21 protein-coding genes are annotated in these 20,680 nt (G+C 54.4%); 16 read left to right on the plus strand and 5 right to left on the minus strand.

Annotated elements, in window-relative coordinates; genetic code table 11:
* Nucleotides 1–66 precede the first annotated feature (66 nt).
* Both LF95_RS12030 and LF95_RS12035 read left to right on the plus strand, forming a co-directional pair.
* Nucleotides 67–687 carry a carbonic anhydrase gene (locus LF95_RS12030; RefSeq protein ID WP_073955362.1) on the plus strand — a complete coding sequence of 207 codons (621 nt, stop codon included), beginning with the start codon at nucleotides 67–69 and terminating at the stop codon, nucleotides 685–687.
* A 76-nt stretch (nucleotides 688–763) separates the two neighbouring features.
* Nucleotides 764–1,897, plus strand: a complete 1,134-nt coding sequence (locus LF95_RS12035) for an acyl-CoA dehydrogenase (RefSeq protein WP_073956226.1) — start codon at nucleotides 764–766, stop codon at nucleotides 1,895–1,897.
* A gap of 44 nt (nucleotides 1,898–1,941) precedes the next feature.
* Here the strand turns inward: LF95_RS12035 and LF95_RS12040 are convergent, their stop codons facing one another.
* From LF95_RS12040 to pspF, 3 genes are all read right to left on the minus strand, one after another.
* Nucleotides 1,942–3,555, minus strand: a complete 1,614-nt coding sequence (locus LF95_RS12040; RefSeq protein WP_073955363.1) for an ABC-F family ATP-binding cassette domain-containing protein — start codon at nucleotides 3,553–3,555, stop codon at nucleotides 1,942–1,944.
* 204 nt (nucleotides 3,556–3,759) lie between these two features.
* A complete protein-coding gene (locus LF95_RS12045; RefSeq protein WP_073955364.1) occupies nucleotides 3,760–4,221 on the minus strand; it encodes a hypothetical protein in 462 nt (153 codons plus the stop codon).
* A gap of 12 nt (nucleotides 4,222–4,233) precedes the next feature.
* A complete protein-coding gene (gene pspF, locus LF95_RS12050) occupies nucleotides 4,234–5,286 on the minus strand; it encodes a phage shock protein operon transcriptional activator (RefSeq protein ID WP_083607659.1) in 1,053 nt (350 codons plus the stop codon).
* A gap of 135 nt (nucleotides 5,287–5,421) precedes the next feature.
* On the opposite strand from pspF, the gene pspA reads away from it, so the two are divergent.
* From pspA to LF95_RS22800, 3 genes are all read left to right on the plus strand, one after another.
* Nucleotides 5,422–6,087: a phage shock protein PspA gene (gene pspA / locus LF95_RS12055; RefSeq protein WP_073955365.1), complete on the plus strand. Its 666-nt coding sequence runs from the start codon at nucleotides 5,422–5,424 to the stop codon at nucleotides 6,085–6,087.
* A gap of 87 nt (nucleotides 6,088–6,174) precedes the next feature.
* The gene (pspB, locus tag LF95_RS12060; RefSeq protein ID WP_073955366.1) at nucleotides 6,175–6,423 is read left to right on the plus strand and encodes an envelope stress response membrane protein PspB; all 249 of its coding nucleotides are present in this window, start codon (nucleotides 6,175–6,177) and stop codon (nucleotides 6,421–6,423) included.
* The gene (locus tag LF95_RS22800; protein WP_073955367.1) at nucleotides 6,420–7,031 is read left to right on the plus strand and encodes a hypothetical protein; all 612 of its coding nucleotides are present in this window, start codon (nucleotides 6,420–6,422) and stop codon (nucleotides 7,029–7,031) included. The genes pspB and LF95_RS22800 overlap by 4 nt, the downstream gene beginning before the upstream one ends.
* 136 nt (nucleotides 7,032–7,167) lie before the next feature.
* Here LF95_RS22800 and LF95_RS12070 read toward each other — a convergent pair whose 3' ends face one another.
* Nucleotides 7,168–8,046 (minus strand): LysR family transcriptional regulator, encoded by an 879-nt coding sequence (locus tag LF95_RS12070; RefSeq protein WP_073955368.1) that lies wholly within the window; start codon nucleotides 8,044–8,046, stop codon nucleotides 7,168–7,170.
* A 118-nt stretch (nucleotides 8,047–8,164) separates the two neighbouring features.
* Between LF95_RS12070 and LF95_RS12075 the strand changes: the two genes are divergently transcribed.
* From LF95_RS12075 to LF95_RS12100, 6 genes are all read left to right on the plus strand, one after another.
* Nucleotides 8,165–9,019: an alpha/beta fold hydrolase gene (locus LF95_RS12075; RefSeq protein ID WP_073955369.1), complete on the plus strand. Its 855-nt coding sequence runs from the start codon at nucleotides 8,165–8,167 to the stop codon at nucleotides 9,017–9,019.
* Between the two features lie 259 nt (nucleotides 9,020–9,278).
* A complete protein-coding gene (locus LF95_RS12080; RefSeq protein WP_073956228.1) occupies nucleotides 9,279–10,655 on the plus strand; it encodes an ATP-binding protein in 1,377 nt (458 codons plus the stop codon).
* A 57-nt stretch (nucleotides 10,656–10,712) separates the two neighbouring features.
* Nucleotides 10,713–11,351 carry an EndoU domain-containing protein gene (locus LF95_RS12085; RefSeq protein ID WP_073955370.1) on the plus strand — a complete coding sequence of 213 codons (639 nt, stop codon included), beginning with the start codon at nucleotides 10,713–10,715 and terminating at the stop codon, nucleotides 11,349–11,351.
* 82 nt (nucleotides 11,352–11,433) lie between these two features.
* Complete coding sequence (locus tag LF95_RS12090) at nucleotides 11,434–12,315, plus strand: hypothetical protein (RefSeq protein ID WP_143182025.1); 882 nt, start codon at nucleotides 11,434–11,436, stop codon at nucleotides 12,313–12,315.
* Nucleotides 12,312–12,968 (plus strand): hypothetical protein, encoded by a 657-nt coding sequence (locus tag LF95_RS12095; protein ID WP_073955372.1) that lies wholly within the window; start codon nucleotides 12,312–12,314, stop codon nucleotides 12,966–12,968. Before LF95_RS12090 ends, LF95_RS12095 begins: the two co-directional genes overlap by 4 nt.
* A 42-nt stretch (nucleotides 12,969–13,010) precedes the next feature.
* Nucleotides 13,011–14,291 (plus strand): T6SS phospholipase effector Tle1-like catalytic domain-containing protein, encoded by a 1,281-nt coding sequence (locus tag LF95_RS12100; RefSeq protein WP_252509805.1) that lies wholly within the window; start codon nucleotides 13,011–13,013, stop codon nucleotides 14,289–14,291.
* 1 nt (nucleotide 14,292) lies between these two features.
* On the opposite strand, the gene LF95_RS12105 is transcribed toward LF95_RS12100, so the two are convergent.
* A complete protein-coding gene (locus LF95_RS12105) occupies nucleotides 14,293–15,636 on the minus strand; it encodes a DUF4123 domain-containing protein (RefSeq protein ID WP_073955374.1) in 1,344 nt (447 codons plus the stop codon).
* Between the two features lie 243 nt (nucleotides 15,637–15,879).
* Between LF95_RS12105 and LF95_RS12110 the strand changes: the two genes are divergently transcribed.
* The 5 genes from LF95_RS12110 (at nucleotide 15,880) to LF95_RS12130 (ending at nucleotide 20,679) form a co-directional block, all read left to right on the plus strand.
* Entirely contained in the window at nucleotides 15,880–16,239 is a 360-nt protein-coding gene (locus tag LF95_RS12110) for a hypothetical protein (protein ID WP_143182026.1), read from the plus strand.
* A 167-nt stretch (nucleotides 16,240–16,406) separates the two neighbouring features.
* Nucleotides 16,407–17,522, plus strand: coding sequence for a serine hydrolase domain-containing protein (locus LF95_RS12115; RefSeq protein WP_083607661.1), 1,116 nt, complete (start codon nucleotides 16,407–16,409; stop codon nucleotides 17,520–17,522).
* Between the two features lie 224 nt (nucleotides 17,523–17,746).
* Nucleotides 17,747–18,223: a MarR family winged helix-turn-helix transcriptional regulator gene (locus LF95_RS12120; protein ID WP_073955376.1), complete on the plus strand. Its 477-nt coding sequence runs from the start codon at nucleotides 17,747–17,749 to the stop codon at nucleotides 18,221–18,223.
* Between the two features lie 9 nt (nucleotides 18,224–18,232).
* On the plus strand, nucleotides 18,233–20,476 hold the full coding sequence (locus LF95_RS12125; protein ID WP_073955377.1) for an FUSC family protein: 2,244 nt from the start codon (nucleotides 18,233–18,235) through the stop codon (nucleotides 20,474–20,476).
* Nucleotides 20,473–20,679 carry a DUF1656 domain-containing protein gene (locus LF95_RS12130; protein ID WP_083607662.1) on the plus strand — a complete coding sequence of 69 codons (207 nt, stop codon included), beginning with the start codon at nucleotides 20,473–20,475 and terminating at the stop codon, nucleotides 20,677–20,679. Before LF95_RS12125 ends, LF95_RS12130 begins: the two co-directional genes overlap by 4 nt.
* Nucleotide 20,680: the final 1 nt, after the last annotated feature.

Consider the following 20,680-nt stretch of genomic DNA (forward strand, 5'->3'; position numbering starts at 1 on the left):
CCCAAGTAGGCAAATTGCCCTTATTTTGGGCCTTACAAGATTAATTCAGAATAGAGAAATTGCGTAATGGCGAAAAGCACTGTCGAGCGGATGCTGGCCGGTTTCAAAAGTTTCAAGGCGATGTATTACGAACAGCGCCCTGAACGCGTGACCGACCTGATGAATATGGGTCAGAGGCCCGAAGTGCTTTTGATTGCGTGCTCTGATTCTCGTGTGGACCCGGCGATTTTGACCAATGCCGAACCCGGCGAGATGTTTGTCATTCGTAACGTTGCCAATCTGGTGCCACCTTACGAGCCTGACGAAAACTATCACGGGACGTCCTCGGCCATCGAGTTTGCGGTGCGGGACCTTAAGGTTCGCGATATCGTTATTCTCGGCCATTCGGCCTGTGGCGGTATTCAGGCCCTGGTGGAGCATGGCGAAGCGGGCAAGGTGCCGGAGCGCGATTTTATTGGCGAATGGGTCAGCATGGCGAAATGCTGCCTGGAACACGGACCGGATGTAGACAGGGTATCGCGTCATTCGGTCCGTAATTCGCTGCAAAACCTGATGACATTTCCCTACATTCAGGACCGTGTTGCCACCGGAGATTTGAACCTGCATGGCTGGTGGTTCGGCATGAAAGAAGGGATTTTGTGGCGTTATGACGCCGCAACGGATGAATTTGTTCAGGGCGAAGAATAAGCCTGGCCTGATCTGTGGGTTGATCCTGTTCTGATCTCTTGGCCGGCACGATTGCTCAATCGGGAGGATGGCCGCCATGCGGTTGGAAGATTATCAGATCATGGTGCGCGATACCGCGCGGGAATTTGCCGAAAACGAGCTTAAACCCCACGCCGCCAAATGGGACATTCATCACAGCTTTCCCGCCGAAGCCATTGCCGGGTTGGGCGAGCTGGGTTTTATGGGCATGCTGGTGCCCGAAACCTATGGCGGGGCGGGCATGGACCATGTGGCCTATGCCCTGGCGCTCGAGGAAATTGCCGCAGGCGATGGGGCGACCTCCACCATTATGTCGGTCCATAATTCCGTCGGTTGCATGCCGATCCTGAAATTTGGCACCGAGGCCCAGAAACAGGAATTTCTGGTGCCAATGGCGCAGGGTGAGAAAATTGGGGTTTTCTGCCTGACCGAACCCCAGGCCGGGTCCGATGCCAGTTCCCTTAAAACCCGCGCCGTGCGTGACGGCAGCGACTGGGTTTTGAACGGGGCGAAGCAATTCATTACATCCGGTCGTGAAGGCGATGTGGCGATTGTTTTTGCCGTAACCGACCCGGCGGCGGGCAAGCGCGGCATTTCCGCCTTTATCGTGCCCACCGATACACCGGGTTATGTTGTCTCCCGAACGGAGGACAAGTTGGGGCAAAATGCCTCTGATACCTGCCAGATCACCTTTGTTGATTGCCGTGTTCCGGCGGAAAACATGCTGGGTGAGGAAGGGCAGGGCTATAAAATTGCCCTGGCGAATTTGGAAGGCGGGCGCATTGGCATTGCCGCGCAATCGGTGGGCATGGCGCGCGCCGCCTTTGATGCCGCGCGGGATTACGCCAATGAACGCGAAACCTTTGGCAAAAAGATTATCGAACATCAGGCCGTTGCCTTTCGCCTGGCCGATATGGCGACCAAAATTGATGCTGCGCGTCTTTTGGTCCATCGCGCCGCCGCCTTGCGCGATGATGGCAACCCCTGCCTGACCGAAGCCTGCATGGCAAAGCTATTTGCCTCCGAAGTGGCGGAGGAAGTGTGCTCCAAAGCCATCCAGATCCACGGTGGTTATGGCTACCTTAAGGACTTCCCGGTCGAACGTATTTACCGTGATGTCCGCGTGTGCCAGATTTACGAAGGTACGTCCGACATCCAGCGCATGGTGATTGCGCGCGCCCTGGCCGATTGATACGGCGGCTGTGTTTGCCGGGCGTTGCATGCCATGCGTTCGGCTTAAACCGGGACCAGTTTCCATCCTTGCTGTGTCGCGCATAATTGTTCCGTCAGGTCAAGATTGCGCAGGAAGGTTTCATCGTGTGAAACCACAATTAATGTGCCCTGATAGGCGCGCAACATGGTTTCAAGCGCCTGCAAAGATGGCAGGTCAAGATGATTGCCGGGTTCATCAAGCAGCAAAAGCTGTGGTGGCACAGCGGCGTAAAGAATGCAGGCAAGGGCCGCTTTCAGGCGTTCGCCCCCACTGAGTTTGCCGCTGGGGATCGTGATTTTGGCGGCATCCAGATCCAGTTGAGCCAGGCGCATTCGCAAATCTCCTTCGGCCGCTTCCGGATGGGCCTCCTGTAACTGGGTCAGGACTGTTTTGTCGGGATCAAGGCTGGTCAGCCTTTGGTCCAGATGGGCTGTTTTTGTAGGGACATGGCAGGTGCCGTGCAGGGGTTTTAGCTGGCCTGCCAGCATCCGCAGCAGGGTGGATTTGCCGCAACCATTTGCGCCGACAACGCCAATGCGCTGTTGCCCGCCCACGGTCAGGCTGATGGTGCGGGCGGGGCCGGTAATATAGGGCAGTTCAGCAAAATCGAGTTCCACCACGCGCCGTTTTGCCGGTTGGGTGACGGGAATGGCGTGCAGGGCAATCTTTGTGTCATCTGCAACCTGTTGGGCGGCATCATGGACGCGCTGGTTCAGTTCTGCCTGGCTGGCAGCCTGCTTTTTGCGGAGCGTGCCGGTTGATATTTCGCTGCGCTCTTTTTGGCGGTTGAGCAGCACTTTGGCCTGATTGGCATCTTTGCCCTGTCGTTTGCCCCGTGCCTGGCGTCTTTCCTGCCGTTCGCGCTGTTTTTGCGCTACTTGTTCGTGGCGTTGGCGTTCCATTTTGCGGTCATGAAGGGTTTGGCGGGCGCTTTTCTGTTCATGGGCCTTAGCACGGGCATAAAAGGCATAATTGCCACCATAGCTGTGCAATCCCTGTGTGGACAGTTCGACGATGCGGTCCATCGTATCGAGCAATTCCCGGTCATGGCTGATCACAATCAGCCCGCGCGACCAGTGTTTGAGCTGGTTGATCAGGGCCAGGCGGCTGGCGCGATCAAGATGGTTGCTGGGTTCGTCCAGAATTAGAAAATCCGCCTGCGATAGCGTCGCCCCGATCAGCGACACCCGCATTGCTTCGCCGCCACTTAGAATGGCGCTGGGGGTGTTTGCGTGCAGGTGGCTTAAGTGATTGTGCTCAAGCGCGTCGTCAAGGCGTTGCTGTATATCCCAGTTGTCGCCAACGGCATCGAAATCGCTAGTGGCTGTACTGCCTGCTTCAATGCGTGCCAGAGCATCGAGCCTGTGTTTGATCCCGGCAAGGTCGGCCACGCTGGAACCCGGCGGGTGGCTGACATGCTGGGCCAGATAATAGATTGTACCGGAACACTGGCAGTGGCCCGATGTTGGCTGTAACAACCCGGCCATGATGTGTGCCAACAGGGTTTTGCCCACGCCATTGCGCCCGACCAGGCCGGTTGCGCGCAGATCAAATGTTTCGGTCAGGTTGGAAAAAACAGGTCGGCCATCGGGCAGAACGTAAGAGACGTCTGTGATGGCAAGGCTGATATGTGTCATGCGGTATTTCCACGATGCCGTGATCTCCCCCTTGTGGCAGGGGTGGGTGGAGACTGGCCGTCAGAACGACGGCGGCATCACTGGCGCATTGGACACATACCTCATCAACATAAAATCCAGACAGAATTATACCTGTAAAGGTTGTGCCGGACAATGCCGGAATACAGGAAATGCCGTAACGTAATGGGGTTTGTTTTGGGACAGTTAGGCAGGGGGCGGGCCAAAGCGGGTTAAAAAGCGGTTGGCACGGGGCAGGGCCTTATGCAGGAACTGGTCGGGGCCGCGCAGCCACAGGCCGTCAATTTCGCGGGATTTTTCTTCCGATAGTAAAACGCCGCGCGGCAACGTGACCAAATCGGCGTGCCATCCAGGCCAGCGTTGCCTCGCCCGGTGCCAGGTGTGGCGCAAATAGGCATCGCGCGGGCTGTAGCCATGATAGTCAAAAATCCAGTCATATCCGGCAATGACAATATGATTTCCGGTAAATCCTGCCGCCGGTTTGAACCAAAGCGGAGAATAGCCACGATCCCCGTTGGCATCAAACCGGGCCAAAAAGGCATGGGCCAGAATATGACAGGCCCCGCAGGCAAAAAACACCCGGTCGGGCAGGTTCCAGCGTTTGACTGGGTCCTTTTTGGTGTAGCCGGGGGTGCGGGGCTGATACATGGGCATCTATCCCTATCGCGATGGCAGCAGGTCGTATTTTTCCAAAAGACGGCGAAGCTGATGATAATTCAGTTTCAGGAAATTTGCCGCTTCGGTCTGGTTGTTATGATTGGCCTGCAAGGCGTGTTTGAGAAGGGCTATTTCATAGTCCCGGGTGGCTTCGCGAAAATCAAGGCTGCCATCTTTAGCAGAGGACATGTGTGGTGGTGTGGGCTGGTTCGGGCTGTCTGTTGTTGTATTCGTGCTTTTTTGCGTTTCGCTCCAAACCCCGGCAAACGGGTCCAGTACAATGTGCGAAACCGGGCCGTCGGGGTCTTCGCTTAAGTAAAGGCTGCGTTCAACCGCGTTGCGCAATTCGCGCACATTTCCTGGCCAGTCGTAATTTTGCAATTGTTTAATGGCCTGATTATCAAAGCCAGAAAAGACCTTTCGCGATAAACGTTTGGTCATTTCCAGGGCGAATTGTTCGGCCAGGGGTACGATATCGTCGGGTCGTTCGCGCAGGGGTGGCACGGCGATCACATCAAAGGCCAGGCGGTCCAGAAGGTCGGCGCGGAATTTCCCCTGTGCAGCAAGCTGTTTGAGGTTTTCATTGGTGACACCAATGACACGCACATCGACCTCGATCACCTCGCTGCCGCCCACCCGTTCGATCTCGCCATATTCAACCACGCGCAGGAGTTTTTCCTGCACCATCTGGCTGGCGGTGGCGATTTCATCGAGGATAATGGTGCCGCCATGTGCGCGTTCAAACCGGCCAACATGGCGTTTTTGCGCGCCGGTAAAGGCCCCGGCTTCATGGCCGAAAAGCTCGGTATCGAGCAGGGTTTCGCTAAGGGCGGCGCAATTGACCTTGACCAGCGGTCCACCCCAGCGGGTGGAAAGATAATGCAGGCGGGCCGCAATCAGTTCCTTGCCCGATCCGCGTTCGCCGATCACCAGGCAGGGGCGATGGATGGGCGCCAGGCGCGAAACATGCTCCAGGGCGGCCAAAAAACGGGGGTCTTCGCCCAATATGGTTTGTGATATGTCCATTTCGCGAAAAACGTTATCGAAAAACGCCATAAAAGTCGCGATAAATATTAAACGCCAGAAGCTGGTTTTTGTTAAGTATTTGATTTTTAATAAAACATAAAACTGGCATGCCACCTGCAATGAAAGGGGCAGAAGAGTTTACATCCCCCAACAGGAGATCGAGCAATGGGCGTGTTCTCGCGTTTGTCCGATATCGTTAATGCCAATATCAATTCGCTTCTGGATCGTGCCGAAGACCCGGAGAAAATGGTCCGCCTGATGATTCAGGAAATGGAAGATACCCTGGTCGAAGTTCGATCAAGTGCTGTTAAGGCGATTGCCGATAAAAAGGAAGTTGAACGCAAGCTGAAAAAGCTGCGTGATGGCCAGAATGAATGGGAAGAAAAGGCGGAATTCGCTGTTTCCAAGGGCCGCGACGACCTTGCCAAAGGCGCATTGATGGCGCGTCGCCGTCTGGCCGATCAGGCCGTGGTGCTGGAGCGTGAACTTGAAGTGATCGAGGAAACGCTGGGTAAGTTTGACGAGGACTTGAACAAGCTCAACAGCAAGCTGAATGAAGCCAAGGGCAAACAGCGTGCGGTGGAAATTCGGATGAAAACGGCAGAGAAGCGCGTTAAGATGCGTGAAAAGCTGCATAACAGCCAGATCGATGATGCCCTGCTGCGTTATGAGGCGATGGAACGCCGGATTGACGAACTTGAAGCCAGTGCGGATTCCTATGATCTGGGCCGGGCGAAAACCTTGGATGAAGAGTTTGGCGACCTTGAGGCCGAACTTGGCATTGAAGATGACCTGAAAGCATTGAAAGAGCGGGTCAATAAAGACAACTAATTCAGTGTGCAGGCACGCCGGTGTTTGCGGTTGGCGGTCATGGCCAAAGGTGGCGTGATCAAACCTTAACAGGGGTAAGGGACGTTTATGTGGGCTATTGCCGTTCCACTGATTGTGTTTATCTGCATTGTCGGGCCGGTCTGGGTGGTTTTTCATTACATTACCGTTTGGAAGCGTATGAAAGCCGAACGCCAGAGCGTCCCACCGGCAGAAAGCCAGGAACACAGACAGGCCCTGGCCCGTCTTAAACAGCGGGCCGAGCGTCTTGAAAGCCGCGTCGCGACACTGGAAAGTCTTCTGGATGCAGAGGTTGCCGAATGGAGGAACAGGATATGACTGCCGAGCAAGCTGCTGCCGGTGCACGGTACTATAACAGGCGTCACAATCACCGCGAGGGTGGCGGATGTGGCTTTCGCCGGGGGCAAAATCGTGGCCAGAACCGAGGCCAGGGTGGCTGTGGTCATCGTCATGGCCCGCACCGCGCCGGGCCGTTCAAAAGCACGATTGCCGGTATTTCCGAGAAGTTCGGCATTCCGCGCAAAGGCGTAATGATTGCCTGGATCTTGACGCTGATTTTCAGTTTCCCGGTTGGTGTGTTTCTGTTTATCGCCGCGTGGTCCTATATCCATCACCCGGAATGGTTTTCGTTCCTGGGGCGACGTGGTCGCACCACTGGGGCAGCAGGCACCGATAGAAATACAAACCCGCGCGAGGCCACCCCGGAACAGGCTGAAAGCCCGACCTTTGGCGTTGATTACGAAGAACCCTGGATGGAAGATCTGCGCGAACGGTTTGATGATCTGGAGCGCCGTACCGGAAACATGGAAGGCTACGTTGCCTCGGGTGATTACCGGGTCGCTTCCGAGCTGGAAAAAATGAAGAAGGATACTGAGGGCAGCACCGATGATGGTGAAGGTAATAAGCCCGCCGGACCGAAAGCCTGAATACCTGTAGATACGAGCGAGACTGGCAGCGATTTTGGTTCCCCCCCCATCCCCATTGCCCTGCAATGTAAATCGCTGTCATTCCTGAAGCCGGGCCGCATGTCGGTCCGGCTTTGGTTTTTTGTGCGGTATGGGATCAGGCCGTGGGCAGGGCAGAAGCCCTCCTGGTTGAGAAGGTCGAAGTAATACTGTCCTTGAGTGCGCGGACGGCGGCATTGTGGGCATTGCGCGATGTGCGAATGATCGTGGCGACGGATGGGGGCTGCGGGAAAATGTCGGTGATGATTGCAATGTTGTTGGTCAGGCAATGTTCGCCGACCAATGCAATGCCAAGCTGGGCGGAGACCGCCGAAATGATGGCATTGCTGCTGGCACAGGTCAGGATGGTTTCAAGGCGGCAACCATCGGGCAGGCCGCTTTGCATGGCCCAGTGATGATAAAAACAATCCGGGGCAAAGGCGAGAAACGGTACCGGCTTTGCCAGGTCAAGCGGGTAATCCGGTGCCTTGACCCAATGAAGTGGTGTGTGGCGTAACTGCGCGTCGGATGGACGTTTTTGATGTTCAAAAATGTCCATTACCCCGATATCGATTTCCCTGCGATCAAGTTGCTGTTCGATATGCAGGCTTTGCGCGGTGGTGGTGGTAACGGCTATGTCGGGATAGTGTCGTTTGAAACGGCCAAGGATTTCGGGCAGGCCATTATTTGCCATATCCTCTGTCATGCCAAGGCGAATGCGGCCCTTTAGCGGTTTGCGGGCAAGATTGCTTAGGGCTTCTTCGTGAATGGCAAGAATGCGACGCCCGTAGGTAAGCAACTGTTCGCCCTCGGGTGTAAATTTTGATCCCCCGGCACGGCGATCCAAAATGCCGTAACCCAGCCCGTCTTCAAGACGTTTGACTTTGTGCGAAATCGCCGATTGCGACAGGGCAAGATGGCTGGCCGCGCGTGTGATCCCGCCGTGATCGGCAATGGCGCAAATCGCTTCGAGGCTTCCGATATCAAGGCGGGTCATGGGCATGAGTCTCATATGACAAATGAAGATTAAAAAATGATATCTATTCATTTGTGTCATGTCAAAGTCTGAGACATCCTCCTTGTCATCACTTGAATGACTGACCAAGGAGGTCCTGATGAAGCCGGTCGCAACCGACCATGTTTTGATCAACAATACGCGCATTGCACACGGGGTCTATGGCGACGGGGTGCCGGTGATCCTGTTGCATGGAACGCCATCCTCGTCTCTGATATGGCGTCACAGTATCCAGGCCCTGGTGGATGCCGGATATAAGGTGCACCTGTTTGACTTGCTGGGATATGGCCTTTCGGAACGGCCGTGGGACCCGGATATTGATACCTCGATCAGCGGACAGCTGCCGATTGTGAACGGGTTGATGGATCATTGGGGGCTTGAGCATGCCCATATTGTCGGCCACGATTTTGGTGGCGCGATTGCCCAGCAATTGGGGGTTTTTTGCCCGCACCGTGTTCGGACCATCACGCTGATTGATGTGGTCAGCTATGACAGTTATCCGTCACCACGCACGCGCCAGCAGATGGAGGCGGGGTTGGATATTCTGGCGAAGAAACCGGATGCGGAACATCGGACTCATTTTCGCGACTGGCTGCGTTCCGCCGTGGTGGATCAGGAAAGGTTTGAGCACACAGCCCTGGAAACCTATCTTGATTATATTTCCGGGCCGATTGGGCAGGTCAGCCTGTTTCAGCATCAAATCCGTCATTATGATCCGGTCCATACCCTGAAAGCGGCGGATCGGTTGGGGGAACTGGGGAAATTCCCGGTCAAACTGATTTGGGGCGCGCAGGATATCTGGCAAACGCCGGATTGGGCGGAGCGATTGCAGAAGGATATTCCGGGATCGGGATTGACCCTTGTTGAGGATGCCGCGCATTTTTCGCTGGAAGACAAACCTGATGAGGTTACGTCCCTGATTCTTGAGTTTCTCGCGGCCCATCGTGCTGCGTAATCCTGCCTTCGGTAGAAAACTTAAAAGCTGAAACCAAATCAGATTAAAAAAGCGGGACTGGTTTAACGCCGCTTGCAAACCCTGGGCACCTTGTCCGGGGTTTGTTGTTTTTGTCTCTGAAAGCAAAAAGACTCGCCCGTAATCAAGTATTTCTTAAAAAATCATCGAATAAGGTTTATGACTAATCCTAATTTGGATGTTGTTGCTGGCGTTATTTCGCCTGCGCAATAGGGTGATCGGCAAACTGTGGGGGCGGTTTATGGCGGCTTTGGTTGAACATCCCGGCGAACCGGATTTTCTGCGTCGCCTGATGCTTGATAATCCCTGGTGGGAAGGTATCACCGATGAAATGGTGCATAATCTGCCGGTCCGGGCCTTTTTCAAACGGTTCTGGAATGCCATTGAGCGGGGCGATGGCAGCAAGGCGGTATTGCTGACCGGGCCGCGCGGGGTGGGCAAAACCGTGATGCTGCGCCAGGCGGTGTCGCAACTGCTCGATGGCGAGACGCCGCGCCGCCATGTTTGTTATGTGTCGCTGGAACACCCGCTGTTTCTGGAACTTGATATTTCCCGCCTGCCGCGCCTGTTGCGGGCATCGCGCGGTATTTCGGCTGATCATCCCCTATGGCTGTTTATCGACGAGGTTTCCTATCAACGTGATTGGGAAAGCCAGATTGCCCGTTTGCTCAAGGCCGACCCGATGGTGCGGGTGGTGGCGGTTAGCGCGCTGGCACCCGCGGCGGACAACCGGTCTCATTTGACAACGCTTTTCCTGCCACCCTTCAGTTTTGCCGAATATCTGGAACAGCGCGGCATCAAACCAGCGGATGTTTTACCGGAATCCCCCAATGCCACCCGTTTTACAACAGATGTGCCACCTGGCCTGATCGAGCTGAACGCCCTGTTTGAAGATTACATCAATGAAGGCGGTTTTCATGACCGCGATGGCGAGGCCGGGGCCATCCATCGGTCGCTTCATTCCGACCTTCCCGGGCTGCATGGCATTTCCAGCCCGTCAGACCTGCATCGCCTGTTTGTGTTGCTGGCCTATAATACCGGGGCCGAATTTTCGATTGAAACGCTGGCGCGCGAGCTGGACCTCGCCAAAAATACCCTGCGCCGCTATCTGGAATATCTGGAAAGTGCCTGGCTGGTGCGCCGCCTTGAACGGGTGGACCAGGATGCCAAACCGTTTCAGCGCGCTGTGGCCTTCAAGGTACATCTGATTCATCCCGGTTTGCGCAGCGGGTTGATTGGCGGGCGCGCCGAAGGCGAAGATACCGTGACACGGCTGGTGGAAACCGCGATTCAAACGCAATTTCTGGCGTCCAGCACCGGGATGGAAAGCCTGTTTTATGCCCGTTGGGGCCATTATGAAGTGCCGTTTGTGTTTTTGGACCGGCGCAGTGGCACGCCGTTATTTGCCTATCATTGCCTGTGGCGCGATGATGCCATTCGCAAACCCAAGGAAGTCCGCGCCCTGGTTAATTTCAAAACCAGCCATGATTTGCCATTGGGCGCGTTTGTGCTGACCAAGGCGCAGTGGCATGGCGGCAAACTGGGCGGGGAGCCGATGCGCTTTGAACCTGCCAGCGTGCTGGCATTGCGGATCGGGCTGGAATTTTCCCAGCTTTAGGTTGTGGTTAAAGAGGTTTCATATGCTTTTGGCACCTTAAACAGGGTAATCCGTGGCATGTTTGATCGATTAATGTTGCGCCGCGCGGTGCGGGGTTTTCTGGTTATCGCAGCGGTTTGTTTATCTGGTACATTGGCCGCACAGTCGGGCGAGGTTTTGCCGCAGCCCGTTGTTTGTCCCGGTCAGGGGCATGGCACTGAAGCGATTCCCATTAACCTTGAGCATATTTTTTGTGGCGAGATAAACCGCAAAAACCGCTTCACCGGTTTTCATGCCCGCCCGCAGGGGCGTAATCCGGCAACCATTGCCAGGGTCGTGGTGGAGGCGGGCTCGGAAAATGCCAATGGCATTTATGAAGCCACGGTTTATTGGAATATGGACCGTGATGGTGATGCGCGACCGGCCAATGCGTCCAAATTCTCCACCCTGTTTCCCGATGATTGCAGCCGGGACCAGATCATTGCCTCCATTCTGTATGCCAGCCGTCATGCTCTTCCTTCGTGTCCCGCAGGTGCACCGGGCTGGACCCAATGCGGGCTAAATCGACCGGATGGGCAAGGTGACAGTAACGGCGCGGAGACTGCGAAGGCACATCAATATTGTGTTGGCAAAGACCCGTCATCGCGTTTCACCATTGCCTTTGCCCCCCATAATGGCCGCCTTAATACGGCGTTTCCTTTGATGGACGAAAAGTGAACGGCATTTTGGTGATCGTGTTTTGATCATCTGTCATTAATTTGCTTCTGAAGGTCGTTTGTTCGTATGAGAACCTCTAAAAATGGGCCATGGTCATAATTGTGCCATTTATTTTGCACCACTAATAATGGAATATCTTTCAAATCAAAGTCGCAAATATGGTTGGTATGCTTTTAGGGGTTGTATAAAGCTCGTAATCAGGCAGAGGACATGTATGAGGTATGGTGAGCTGATATTTGGAGTTGCGCTCGTTGCCGCTATCTTGTTCGGTAGCAGGGAACTTTTGGCGCAAGACGATCAGTCAAAACCCGTCAATATCAGCTATACAGAACCTTCGGCCTATCGTGGCTGGCCGGTCATGTATCAATTGCAGGCCAATGGCGAAAAGCTGTTTTCGCCCGGAACGGCTACCTACGGCGCGGACGACCTGCCACCGGATGGTGGTGGCATTATTGGCGGCATCATCTTGCCTGGCATAAAAAACGCGACAGATGGCACCATAGACTGGAATATTTCCTGGATAGAATGGCATACAGGCCATGCATATCAGGCAAAATTCCGTATCTCAGCCCATGATTTCCCGGCGGTTGAGGCCGCGACCAATGGTGATGCCCAAGCAGATCAGGGCAATGGGACTGTTGCATCACAGGGCACGAACGATGGTGCCGATAATTTTCATCATTTCATTCGCATTGGAAAAAATGGTGAGCTGACGGTTTTGGCATTTGCAAAAAAACTGCCCAAAGGCGGTTTGTCGCGGGCGCTAGGCAAGGATGATTTTGTTGTCCTCTATCAGGGCTGCACCCCTCGCACATCTGCACTGGAACAGCCGGGTTCTGTTTTGGCAGAAGCCCTTGCTGACAAACTGGGTCTGGTTTATGGCTCCGGCCCGAAAAAGGGCGCGTTGATTGAGCGGATTGCCAAACATGTAAACGATCCTGTTCCGGATGGAGGTTGTTTATGAACTATGCCATAAAGCTTGTTTCTGGCGTTGTTCTAGTGGCGATCTTTGTATTTGCTGGCTATGAAGCGTGGTACAGGTCTCGCCAGCCCGAGCCGGTCATAATTAGCTATGACGAACCAGCAGCCTATCCGGGTTGGCCGATAATTTATGAGATGCAGGCAAATGGAACTCGCCTTTATTCTCCGTCAGCGGCGATTTCGGGCGCGCAGAATATGCCCCCTTCGACGGGCAGTGTTTATAGTGGTGTGGTGTTGCCTGGGCTTACTGACCAACCCGAATATACCGTGGATTGGCAATTCTCATGGGTCGAATGGAAGACGAAACAGGCCTATAGGATTGCTTTTTCGGTCGCTCCGGAAGATTTCCCGAAAGGTTCGTCGCCAGAACAGCGGTTGTTTCATTATTTCCGGTTCGGACAGCATGGCGAATTTTCAGTTTATAGTTCTGATGCCGATGGTCCGATGCTGATTTTTCAGGGATGTGGAGAGCCTGAACCCGATCTTGCCCAACCTGGTACGGTTCTTGGCGATGCGCTGGCTGAAAAACACGGCCTTGCTTATGGCTCCGGCCCGAAAAAGGGGCAGTTGCTTGAACGTGTAAAGGAGCGGCTTAACGACCCTGTTCCTGATGGTGCCTGTAAACCGTCGACATAATTAACGGGAGACACTCAGATGAATGAATTCTCCGACAATTTAATGAGATTGAGTGATGATATCCTTGGTGACGAGAGTGCCTCTGCTAATTCTTCCGTCGCCGCGTCTGTTCAAAAATGTCCGGCTGTGGCGTTGACCGTCGGTGTCTTTTTTGACGGCACCTTCAATAATGTTGGCAATGTAGAGCAATTTCGGAGCGGGCAAACCGATCATACCGGAGGAAGTTATAATAACTATCCGAGTAACGTTGCAAAACTGCATGAGATTTATGCAAGCTTTGATAACAACACCCGAGCGCCTTGTGGTTCCATAGATCAGGCATTTGAGCGGATATATAAAAGCGGCATTGGCACCCAAACCGGTGCGCCGGACAACAATTTGGCTGGTGCGACTGGTTTCGGGCAAACCGGAATACAGAAGAAACTGGCAGAGGTTTTTAATCTCGATATCCAGAAGATTTTGAAAAAATATCAAGGCGTTGAGTCGCTACGCTCATTAACGATTGATGTGTTTGGTTTTTCGCGCGGTGCGGCGACGGCGCGTGTTTTTGCCAATCTGATTGCAGAAGGGCGTGTGCCCAGGGCCAAAATCCGATTCTTGGGATTGTTCGACACCGTCGGGTCCTTTGGGATACCGGGAAATCACACTGAGGCATCGGTCGGAACGGAAATCGCACAAGCTTATTGTAAGCTTCCGCTAAACCTGAATCCGCTATGTCTGCTGGTTCCAAGTGAAAGCACCGTTGACCTTAATGTCCGCGCCAATACCGCAGATACGGTTTTTCACATCACGGCGGGAGATGAATATCGCCAGTTCTTTCCGTTAAGTAGTGCCTTGCCCAGCCAGGCGACCGAGGTTGAAATGCCCGGCTGTCATGGGGATGTGGGGGGTGCCGTGCCGACCACGATGGTTGAGGAAACATATAAAGGCCCACTTGCGCCAACACTGGTTAATCGTGGCTGGTTTGACCATGCCGAGGAACATGTGCAGGAATTTCCCCGCTATGGCAGGATGCCCGAACGACGGGTGGTAACCCATATCCGCAAGGTTCAGCCCGGCATTGGCAATGCGCCCCTGCATGCAATGTATAATCGTGCCAAGAGCGCCGGTGTGCCGTTTCTGGATATCAATGAACTGTCTGGTGTGGATGTGCCTGCCGACCTGCGGGGGTTAACCTCGGCGTTAACGACCGGGCGCAGCGTGACCGGCGCGGCAGCCCTGCCAATTTGTGCGAAATATGTGCATAATTCCGGCGGCAGCTTTTTCTCGTCCAACATGGTCGAGTGGGATTTTGAACGCGATATCTACCCCAACAAACCCTGAATTAGCCTTTTGTTTCTGCAGCCATTTCCTTTTTCAGCCGTGCTGCGATCTGCCCGATTTTCTCCGCCTCGCTGTGCCCGGATCGTAAAACGCCATCAAAGGGTGCAAGTTCGGTGCCCATCACCAGTTTCCACAGGCATAACGCCTTTAAATATTTGGACGTTGTAATGCGATAATCGCGAATGGCGATTTCGCAAAACTGGCGGGTTTCGTCTGCAAACGCACTAAATTCCGTGTGGGCCGCATCTTTCTTCAAGTCAAACAGTTCTTCTGCCATTCGCGATATTTTTTTGTTCTGGCGCATCTGAGACAGACATTCCATCACCGCCGGGCTGATGGCAAGGTTGGCAAATTCCGCACCTTTTGCGGCCGGAATGCTGCGTGTGATAGTGACGGTCTGTTTGTTTTTGCTGCTGATAAAGGTCGCCTCTCGCCCGCCGGGGTAAAAGAGGCTGCAAGGGCGGCCATCCTGATCGTTAAAATATTGCGCCAGTGCGGGGATGGTTTCACCTTCCCAGAAGGCGAAATAAAACCATTTATTATTCCCGTCCCGCAGCCGGGTGAATTTTCGAAAATGTTTGCGAATGTCATCAAACCCGGTGCGGGATCGCAAGTAAATGCCCAGTTCCCTGTCCCACAACCCGTTAATGCCATCGGGTCCGGTAAACAGGGTTTTGGTAAAGCCGTTATCGGCCTTAAGTTCGACCAGATAGGGCGCGTGTTCGCCCAGTTCGTCCTGGGTGTCGCCCTGAAACAGCGATTGATAGCGAAGGCCCGATACCTCCAGCAGTGTGGTTAAGTGATAGGGCAGCTTGGCCGCATTCAGGATCGCAAAGGTGTTGGGTATATCTTCATGCGCGGGATCGATGCTTTTGTCATCACCACCGCTATCATCTGGCGTCACAACCTTGCCAAACAGTATCGGGAATAGCGTATCAGGTACCGTTTTTTGCGGATGCACGCCCAACTGCATATCCAGTGGCGTGATGTTTTCAATCTGGCTGACATGCAGGAAGGATGCAGTGGAAGCAGGCGTATCGGTTGCTTCCCCCGTTTTCTTTTGCGTCAACGGGCTGATTTCCACCGGTTTGCCAGCGTGAACCGCACGGGCAAGCGGGCCAATTTTTTGCTGCTGATCGGCATGGCGGGCAAGATATTGCGTTGCCGGTAAAACCTCTTCCAGCCAGATAATGGTCAAATCGCGGGCCGAAAGTTCCTGTTCCAGTAAATAGTGAAATGTTTTTTCGCTATCAGCCCAAATCGCGGTCTGACAGATGTAGGCCGTTGGCGGACCGGTCCGATCATGGAGCTGACAGTTTCCAATCCAGGCGCAAAAATCGCTCATTCCGCTCAAACCTTATAGTACTTCATCGTAGGGTAGAAATTTATTCAACCCCAGGTGACGGGAAATCGCAATCTCATAATCTCGAATCAAAAAGTCTCTGCATCCTTTGAACTTTCCAACGACGTCATGTGTAAATGGTTGTCGTGTCGCGTATTTTTTGCGTGTTTTTGCTAGAGTTTGTCCTGTTTTTTGCATTATTCCAGTATTATGTTGTTCTGATGTTTTTTGCCGTGACAGGAGGTGATGATGGGGGAATCACTGGGTGGTCCTTGCGTTACTGTGCCCGATTGGCCGGGGCGCAAAGCAAATGATGGGGGACATGCCCGTATTACAGCATTGCTGGTGCTTGATATTCAGCAGTCGCTGGAAAAGGCGGAAGCCGTGCGAAAGTGCATTTTGGCGCAAACCCAGCGCGAGGGGGGCGACCCCGATCAGCGTGAAATCGTCATGAATGCCTATGGTGTGTCTGTGGGGCCGGTGCAATGCGTTATCGAACCGGCGATTGATGACACCGGCGAGGTCGCGGTTTTTGTCAAAACAGCGGACCTGCAGGCTGCGATTGAACGGCGCATTGCCGAGATCAAGGGTTTGGGTTCCAAATAAATCCCCCGCTGGTTGCATTCCTTTACGATAATAATGGATTGTCGTTGTGTTTTCCTTTGATTGCGGGCAAATGCTGTCCATAGTGATGGGGCTGATGGATCAGTCGGGGGACAGATACAGTGCTTAAGCGTGCATGCCACAGGGACGTGAGGTGGAAGCCGGGTGTTATGACAACCCTGTTTCTGGCAGTCGGGTTTTGGCTTTTGTGCGGGCAGTTTTTACCTGTTCAGGCCCAAAGCCAAACATCGCCGTCCGATCCGTTGCAAACCTTTTTGCAGGCCTATGTTCAGCAGGCTGGGTTGCCCGGGGCGGTGGTGGGCATTTCCTATGCCGATGGCAGCAGCCGGTTTGCCGCAGCGGGCCTTTCCAGTGCCAAACCCAACCGCAAAATGCGCGGATCAGAGCGATTTTATATTGGGTCGCTGACAAAAATGATGACCTCGGTGGTGATTTTGCAACTGGCCTCCGAACAGCGGCTTAAATTATCGGACCATCCGGCGCGCTGGCTGCCGCCTGAATATGCCCAGTCAATTGCTAATGCCAAAACCGCCACCATTACCGATTTGCTGCATAACAGTTCGGGCATTCCCGATTATCTGGACGGGGATTTCTTTTTTGAATTGGTCGGGCGAGAACCGCAACATGGCTGGCGCAATGCCGAACTGCTGCCCCTGATTGCCGATCGCGATGCGGTTTTTTCGCCCGGCAGCGCCTATGCCAATTCCAACAGCAATTACATTTTGCAGGGCTATATCATCGAGCAGATCACCCAGGCCCCGATTGAGGATGTGTTTGAAAAACGCATTTTTACCCCGCTGGACATGGATGCCACCAGCTTTGGCAGTTTCCCGCGCGACCGCGCCATTGCGCGCGGCTATGACGATGGCGATGGTGACGGCAATCTTGAAGATGTGACGGATTATGATGTGGGCGACCATCTTGCCGATGGCGGGGTGGTTTCCACTGCGCATGATATGCTGGCTTTTCTGCGTGGCCTGTTTGCCGATGGTGCCCTTCTGGGCCCCAAGGCGATTGAACGCATGACAACCGACACACGGTTTGCCGGGAATGGGTCTTATGGCTATGGCGTGATGGTCGGTGAAAGCGATTGGGGGCCGGTTTGGGGCCATGATGGCACCTATTTTGGCTATAGCGCGGAAATGTCGTGGTTCCCCGACCAGAAGACCGGTGTTGTCTTTCTGACCAATGGCCGCCCGCTAAACGAGGTTTCGCCCTTCACCCAGCAGCTTTTGCCGGGCTTGTTTGGCAATCCGTTCCCGTAAATATTTCCCTGTTCATATGTTGGGTCTGATCCGGTTGCCGCCATGTGCACTATGCCGGAGGAAGCGCCTGTTGCGTGAATTTAGGGCTGAATTGATCGCCGGGTCAGTGCGGGTTCTGTATAAGTGTCTGGTTTTAAATCATTTATTTTGCCATGCAATCAGCTCATGCCTGATTGGAATCAAAATAGATAGGATTCAAACTAATTCAATGCTAACTTTTTGCCATGAAAGATTTTGACCGCTTTTCCGAACATCTGACCATTGGCAGTGCCCTGATCAATGTCGCGCGCAAATGGCGCCGCGAGATTGATCATGCCCTGCAGAAACATGGTCTGTCGCAAACAACCGCCTTGCCCCTGATTGTGCTCCATCGTCGGGGCGGAACCGTGCGCCAGGGCGCCATTGCTGACGAAATTGGCGTGGAAGGCCCGTCGCTTGTCCGGGTTATGGATGCGCTGGAAGCCGATGCGATGGTCAAGAGGGTGGCTGATCCGGCGGACCGACGCGCCAAGATGGTATCCCTCACCCCGCAAGGGGCGGCCAAGGCTGTTCAGATTGAACAGATTCTCGCTCAGGTGCGTGACACGATTACGACCGACATTGAGGATGATGATCTGGAAACGACGCTGACGGTTTTAAAGCAGCTTTTGGCAAAGCTGACCTGTCGCGAAGAAAAGAATTCCACAACCACGCCACGATAAGGGGGGCTGATGTTAAAAAATATTCTCGCGTCCCGACCGGGGCTGGATGACTGGCTGTTTTCCGCCAAAACATTTGTGGCGGCGATGCTGGCTCTGTTTATCGCGCTGACCTTTGACCTCGACCGTCCGGTTTGGGCCATGGCAACGGTTTATATCGTCGCTAATCCCCTGACCGGGGTTTTGGCCTCAAAGGCGGTGTATCGTGTGGTGGGTACCATTATTGGGGGTGTGTTTGCCGTGGCCCTTATTCCCAATATGGTCGATGCGCCGGTTTTGCTGTCGCTGATGATAGCGGGCTGGGTGGGGTTGTGCCTGTATTTATCCCGCCTGGACCGCACGCCGCGCAGCTATCTTTTCATGCTGGCAGGCTATACGGCGGCGATTATCGGTTTTCCCTGTGTGACGGACCCGGGATCGATTTTTGATGTTGCCGTGGCGCGTGTGCAGGAAATTACCCTGGGCATTCTGTGTGCGACCATTGTCAGTCATGTCTTTTTTCCGCGTCATTTGGGGCCGGTGCTGGCAGCCCGGATTGATCGCGCCCTGAAGGATGTGCGCGACCTTGCCAGCCTTAGCTTTGCCGGGGCACCGGATGATGAAAAACTGCACCATGACCGCAGCCGTATCCTGGCCGATATTGGTGAAATTCATGGTCTGGCGGTGCATGTTGGCTATGAGCGTTCGGCGCTTAATGGCATGACGCGCCCTTTACAGGCGCTGCAAAATGCAATGGCCGCGCTGGTGCCGTCGCTGTACAGCCTGCATGATCGCATCAATGCCCTGCACGCCACAGGGCAGGGCATGCCACAAGATGTATCGGCTTTGCTGCGCAAGGTCGATGCCTGGATGCAGGATGTGTCGGCTAATCCGTTTGATCGAACCTGCATTGATGCCTTGCATCGCGACATTACCGCCGTTTCCCGGCAGTATGAGGTGAACCGCAACTGGCATGATTTGCTGGTGATCAATTTATGTGCGCGTTTGCATCGGTTGATCGGGTTTTACGATGATTGCCAACTGCTTTGGGCCGGTATCCGCGAGGGCAATCCGCCCCGGATGGTGGTGGATCGCTGGCGCGACCGGGGTGACAAACCCGCGCTGCATGTCGATCATGGTCTGGCCTTTCGCTCTGCCTTGGCGGCGGTGATCGCAACATTGATCGTGTGCCTGATCTGGGTTGAAACCGGTTGGCCCAATGGGGCCCAGGCCGCCATGATGGCCGCCGTTGCCACCAGTATTCTGTCTTTTTTGGATGATCCGGTGCCGGCGCAAAAGGGTTTTATTACCTATACGCTGTTTTCCATCGTTGTGACGCTGTTTTATGGCTATGCCGTTTTGCCCTCGATTGACGGGTTTCCGCTGTTGGCAGCGGTATTCGCGCCTTATCTGTTGTGGATCGGGGTGCTGATCCCCTCGCCAAAAACCTTCGTTTTTGCGCTGCCAATGGCGGTCAATACGGTGATGCTGCTCAATATCTCGACACGATATAGCGGTAATTTCGCCAGTTCGATTGATGCGTCGGTGGCAATGATTACGGGTTTTATTGTGGCCGCCGTGGTGACATCGATGGTGCGTTCCATTTCGCCCGACCACAGCATTCGCCGCATGTTGGAGGCAAATTGGCGGGATCTTTCCAGCCTTGCCCGGCACGACTGGACAATGCCTCGCATGGCCGTTTTGCGCCGTTTGCTGGACCGGCAGGGGTTGATCTTGCCAAGGCTGGCCCAGGCTCCGGTGCATGGGACCAGGTTGATGCGCGCCATGCCCGAAGTCTCGATTGCGGCCAATCTTCTGGACCTGCGCCGGGTGCGCCGGATGCTGCCGGATGATATTCGCAGCCGGCTGGATCGTTTCCTGGTGGTTATGAGTACGCATTTCGATTTGCGCACCCGTGACTATGACCGTGCCCCCGATGCCGAACTTTTGGAACTGCTTGACGAGATATTGATGCGGGTGACGGCAGATGTTTTTCCGCATCAGATATCCTGCTCGCCGGGGCAGGTGTTGCCAGTTGCCGTCCAGTCGGCATCGCGGTCGGAAGGCAGTGTGTCCCAGGGCAAGGCAAAATCGGTCAGGCAGGGGGGCGGCATTGCTCCGCATGTCAAACGGCGGCTGGTGGTAACGCTTGTTGCCATGCGCCGGGTTCTTGCCCGAGATGACGAACCGGATTTTGGCAAAAATTTTCGCCCGGTCACCCTGACCTTTGCTGGGGCAAATGATCAAACCCCGGTCAGCCTGGAGGGACACGCATGATGAACGCAATGGTAGATGTGTATGGCGTTTTTCTGCCGAGCTTTCTGGTCTCGGCGATTTTGGCCTGGGGCAGCCTGGTTGTGCTGCGAAAAGTTTTGCTGCGCGCGGGTTTTTACCGAGCCACGTTTCATCCTGCTTTGATCGACCTGGCGCTGTTTGTGTTGCTGCTGGCCGGGATCACGGCAGTATTTGTAGGTAGGTGAG

The organism is Thalassospira sp. TSL5-1, from assembly GCF_001907695.1.
Taxonomy (GTDB): domain Bacteria; phylum Pseudomonadota; class Alphaproteobacteria; order Rhodospirillales; family Thalassospiraceae; genus Thalassospira.